Below are 5,431 nucleotides of genomic sequence, written 5' to 3'. Positions count from 1 at the left end.
CCCACTCCCCACTACAAAACTTCCCAGCCGATTCCTTTGTAACCGTATTGGAAAATTTCGGGATGCAGAATTTCTGCTAAAATTTCTAAAGAATCTGCTAATCGCGGTCCTGGACGGTTGAAATAGGCATTGCCATCTGTAATATACACTCTACCGCTTTGGGTGGCGTGGAGTTTTTGCCATTCTGGACTTTCAGCTAATCGCTGTGCTTCAATACGAGTGCGATTTAAATCAAAGCCGCAGGGCATAAAAATGATAGAATCTGGATTGCTAGCGATGAGGGTTTCCCACTCCAAGTGAGATGACGGTTGACCGGCAACGCTAAAGAGCGATTGTCCTCCTGCTAAGTTAACTAATTCCGGAATCCAATTGCAAGCAACCATTAAAGGTTCAGTCCATTCGATACAAGCTACTTTCGGCAGCTCTATTAGAGATAGTCCTTGGACTTTTTGCTTGACAATTTGGACGCGAGCTTCTAAATTTTCTAATACGTTGACTGAATCAACCTTGAAGGCTTTGCTTACTTGCTCAATATCCGTCCAAACATCCTTGAGTACATTGGGTTGTAAGGAAATAATTTGGAGTGAATTGTTGGCTATAGTCGCAACTGCCTTTTCCACATCACCGAGACTGACGGCACAAACATCACACTGGTCTTGTGTGACAATGTGGGTGGGCTGCAATTGTTCTAAAACATCTGTTTTGATTTCATAGATGCTGAGGGCAGATTGCAACAAGTTATTAACTTTATCATGAATTTCGCCGCTGGATGCATTGGTGTTTAGCCTTGCTTGGGTGCAAACAGGACGATTTTTGATTTCTGGAGGGTAGTCACATTCATGCGATCGCCCCACAATCATATCAGTTAAACCCAATGCGGCTAAAATCTCGGTTCCACTGGGAATTAGGGAGACAATTCTCACGTTACTTTCTGTCATTGCTCGACCTCCGCAACAGCTGATCATTTTAATTGTTGCAAAATTTGACCTGATTATATATCTTTCTTCAGGATAATGCGGAAGTGTCAATGGGAAGACAAAAATATAGACAGAGGGTAGACGGGGGGAGTATCTTCATCACTTGCTTACACTAAATGATGAAGAACAACCAAATATATTGGTATTTACGAACAATTAGAAACAGCTATATTAAACTTATCATTATTTACACCAATGTTCATGTATCTAGACCACACTCAAGTTTTCTTCATTTCTTCCTTTGCCCCTGGTGCGCCTAGAAGTGAGATAAAAAGAATGTGGTTCATTTACCGGAAAATCGCTGTCAGGATAGAAATATATTATACATTGTTAATATGTGACATCGCAAACTCAGTATCTTTGGCTTCTGTGGGAGAACCTTTGAAGGAATAATAGTAGATCGTGACGACGAAATTATTTAAAATTGTGAATCAGATTTTTGTGACAATGACTGCTTATGAAGCTAGGGAAGTGATTGGCAAAAAGAATTTTGAACTTGCGATACCAGTTAATCAGGAAAAATATTTTTTCTAAGTATGAAAAATGCGATGAAGTCGTTGTAGTTAAAAAACGATTCCACTTTAACGGTTGAACTTCAAAGCAGAGTCATTCCCAGGAACAACAAATGCGAGTGTTGGCAGTGAAAGATATTACAGAACCCAAGCAAACAAAAGAGGATTTGCTCATCCGGGAAAATTATCTGCGATCGCAAAGTCAGACACTGATGCAACTGACAAAAAGCAATGTATTCCAGCAAGGCAATTTGAAGGCAGCATTAAGGCAAATCACTGAAGCGGCAGCGCGATCGCTTGATTTGCAGCGAGTTGGGGTATGGTTATACAACTCAGACCAATCAAAAATTGAATGCATTGATTTATATGATATCAGCACAAAGGAACACACCGCCGGCTTTTCTCTTTTAAAAGCAAATTGTCCAGCTTATTTTCAAGCTCTGGAAGAGGAACGTAGCATTGCAGTCAATGATGTTTTCAACGACAAAAGAACCCAAGAATTCTCCGAGTCTTATCTTTCTCTGCTGAGTGTAACATCAGTTCTGTATGCACCGATTTTGTTAGGGGATCGATTGCTGGGGGTAGTCTGCTACCAACACGTTGGAGGTATTCGGCAGTGGACTTTGGAGGAAGAGAATTTTGCTGCCTCAATTGCAGATTTAGTCAAACTAGCAATCGAAACGAGCGAGCGAAATGCCGCACAGTCAGCACTAAAAAGTAGTCAGGCAAAATTCCAGGCAATCTTTGAGTGTTCTTCTATTGGTATTAGCTTGGCAAATATGGATGAACGAATAATAGATACTAATCGGGCGTTATGTCAGATGTTAGGTTACAATCAAGAAGAATTATGCGACAAACATCTGACAGATTATATTTATTCTGAAGATGTGAGTCAAGATTTAGATTACCAACAAATAGTAGCACAAAATAGTCTAGACCCAGAGCGGCTTGTCCCAAGACATCCCTGGAAGAAAGAATTGCGTTTTCAACATCAAGACGGTAGCTTAGTTTGGACTCACATTTCGGTTTCTTTGATTGACGACACAAATAATCAACCTGAGTTTTTTCTCACCATTATAGAAGATATCACAGAACGCAAGCGAACTGAGTTGAAATTGCTTAAAACTAAAGAAGCAGCAGAAGCAAGCAGTCGGGCAAAAAGTGAATTTTTAGCAACGATGAGTCATGAACTGCGTACACCTCTAAATGCAATTATGGGTTTATCTCAGTTGCTGCAACAAAAAATAGTTGGCACACTCAATGATAAGCAAGAAGAATATGTCAATTATATATATAGTAGTGGTGAACAGTTGCTAGCATTGATTAACAATATCCTTGATTTATCTAAGGTAGAAGCCGGCAAAGAAGAATTAACGCTGTTACCTTTGCAAGTGCAAGATATTTGTAACTCTGTAATTTCGACGGTGTGCGATCGCGCTTTCGACAAAAAATTGCAACTCACAACCAAAATATATCCTGAGGCAGATGTTTGCATTGCTGACAAGGGACGAATTAAACAAATGCTCCTAAATCTACTCACGAATGCGATTAAATTCACCCCAGCGGGTAAAATATCACTGATAGTGAAAAAAGTACCCCAAGGGATCATATTTACAGTTTCTGATACGGGTATTGGTATTGACTCAAGTCAGTTTCAATTTTTGTTTGAACCATTTAAACAGCTTGACAGTGGCTTAAATCGTCAGTACGAAGGTACTGGTTTAGGTTTAGCTTTGACACGCAAGTTAGCACGAATGCATGGTGGAGATGTTACCGTAGAATCGACTTTGGGAGAAGGTAGTCGATTTATGTTGTTTCTGCCAGATTCAACCTTAGTAGAAGAGTCGGGGAGTGGAGGAATAAGAGAGTGGGGGAAAGATTCTTTTTCTGTTTCCCCTAGTCCCAGTGTCGTCGTCCCTGGTACTACAATTAATAAACGCATCTTGCTTATGGGAGACGAGGAAAATACTGCCATCTTGCTGCAAGATTATCTTCAGACAATTGGCTATGAGGTGGAGAAAACTTGCGACTCAAACAGCTTCTTGCATCGCGTCAGAAATTTTCAACCAGATTTAATTTTGTTGGATGTGCATTTAATCGCAGATGTCAGCGGATGGGATTTACTGAATCTTCTGCGACAAATACCTTCTTATCAAGATTTGCCAGTAGTAATTATGACACCAATGGGAATAACTGTAGAGCGTGATGCTCCCGGGAGCAACCTGACGGAACGCTTGTGCCAAGCTGGTGCTAACGACTATCTCAGAAAACCGATTGGTATCGTTGAATTAGAGTCAATATTGATGCGATATTTGGGTAATGGTTAATTTGAGGAGGGGAAAAGGGAAAGGATGAGAAAGAAGAAATATTTCCCCCTACCCAAGAAAGCTCCTCCTTGTCTCCAAGGAGTCTCCCCAGTCCCCAATCCTGATAAATCTGCCATGCTTTAATTATGTTTCCTTGCATGAGGTAGGCAACTGCTGAAAGTCCCTTTAATTCAGTAATGTTAGGGTTTTTGGCTAAACCAGGTTGTAGGGCTTTTTGTGCTGCTGCTGGTTGCCAATTGTAGAGATGGACAAATGCTAGATAGCCGTAAGCGTAGGGATTTTCTGGGTCTAATTGAGTTACTTTCGTAAAAGATGCGATCGCATCATTCACTCTTGTTTGCAATACGTTTGCTAAAGCTAAAGCATACGCCCAATCCCGATTTTCAGCAATATGCTCTAATCTATATCCTAAAGTTAATCTTCCTTGTACCAAATAATCCTGAGTGGGATCGTACTGATTGATACGTCCTACTTCCTCAAAGACTTGTTCCAGTGCCGATGCACCTTTGGATAAATTAGCTCCTAAAATCCGTAATTGCGTTACTAAATCTAACTCCGGGGCTGGTGTGGCAGTCGCTTTCGGGTCAATTTCTAAAGTTACTTTGGGCACTTTAATCGGATAAGTTTCCCCAGAAATTCGGTTGAGATAAGTTGCTTCTAAGGTGTAAATTCCTGGTAATGTATCAGCACTTGGTAGCATCGCCATCCTTTCAATAACTGATAAATGCTGATTTGAGGTGGAATGTAAAGCTCCCATCGCGATACCGTGATCGTGTAACCACCTGGCATTATTCATGTTTCGCCAAGTTAATAATACCAAACCTTGTTGTAACTCTTGGGAGGAGCCAGACCACTCATAAGTTACTCTTACAGGTATTCCTGGCGGGGCTTTTTCTGGGACTGTGACTCGTGATAGAATAATCCGAGGGGGAGTTATTGCGGATAGAGATTTGACTTCTACTGGTGGCAGCTTTTGATGATAAAGTTTCAGAATACTGCTATCAGGTAACTTCCAAGACTTATTTAGCTGGAAATCTGGTGATGTTTGCACAGCTTCGACTATAGCAGCTTGGGTTGGTGGAATTGAACCTTGATTGCCAGTTTTGGTGAGAAACCAAGAAAGCGATCGCCTATCTTGCTCAAGAAACTTTTTCCTTGTTCCTACCTGTCGTCCATAAACTTGAAAGTTCTCTAAAGCCCCATAATAATTGAAATTGTGTTGGTTAATTTCTCCGGTTGAAGGCAAAACTCCCAGGGTAGAGCGCAGATATGGTTCTGTTTGGATAATTTGGGCAATTACTTGCCGATGCGGGAACTCAATTCCCATATAAGGATAGAACTGCGATCGCGGACTTAAAGTTTGCGTCATCCAACCACCCAAAACACCTCCCACAGGAAACAAGTTGAATAACATCAAAATTATTGCCAAACCAACAGTATAAAAGCGGGTACGCTTTCCCCAAAGATGACGAGAACAAGTTAACCCGTAAGCCAACAACAATGATAGTACTGGCAAGTAGGGTAATACATAGCGATCGTGTTTGTTCGGGTTAAGGCATGATAATAGATAACTTCCCACCCAAAATATTGCGATCCATTTCAGGGAGTGGGGGAG

At 41.0% G+C, this 5,431-nt stretch carries 3 protein-coding genes; 1 reads left to right on the top strand and 2 read right to left on the bottom strand.

The genetic code is table 11. The features are described from left to right. Nucleotides 1-11 precede the first annotated feature (11 nt). The gene (locus OGM63_RS03660) at nt 12-938 is read right to left on the bottom strand and encodes a cobalamin-binding protein (RefSeq protein ID WP_263744149.1); all 927 of its coding nucleotides are present in this window, start codon (nt 936-938) and stop codon (nt 12-14) included. Between the two features lie 664 nt (nt 939-1,602). Between OGM63_RS03660 and OGM63_RS03655 the strand changes: the two genes are divergently transcribed. After that, nucleotides 1,603-3,816 carry an ATP-binding protein gene (locus tag OGM63_RS03655; protein ID WP_263744148.1) on the top strand — a complete coding sequence of 738 codons (2,214 nt, stop codon included), beginning with the start codon at nt 1,603-1,605 and terminating at the stop codon, nt 3,814-3,816. On the opposite strand, the gene OGM63_RS03650 is transcribed toward OGM63_RS03655, so the two are convergent. Next, nucleotides 3,752-5,431 (bottom strand): tetratricopeptide repeat protein (locus OGM63_RS03650; protein ID WP_511041081.1); only part of this gene is annotated, 1,680 nt, incomplete at its 5' end. The genes OGM63_RS03655 and OGM63_RS03650 overlap by 65 nt on opposite strands.

The organism is Plectonema radiosum NIES-515 (genome assembly GCF_025753815.1).
In the GTDB taxonomy this organism is placed as follows: domain Bacteria; phylum Cyanobacteriota; class Cyanobacteriia; order Cyanobacteriales; family Nostocaceae; genus Hassallia; species Hassallia radiosum_A.
The sequence above is the reverse complement of the archived record's forward strand: the minus strand, read 5'-3'. Positions and strand labels throughout refer to the sequence as shown.

Bases quoted from the DNA above. Each gene is read 5' to 3' on its own strand.
- OGM63_RS03660 (WP_263744149.1), bottom strand. From the start codon at position 938: ATGACAGAAAGTAACGTGAGAATTGTCTCCCTAATTCCCAGTGGAACC.
- OGM63_RS03655 (WP_263744148.1), top strand. From the start codon at position 1,603: ATGCGAGTGTTGGCAGTGAAAGATATTACAGAACCCAAGCAAACAAAA.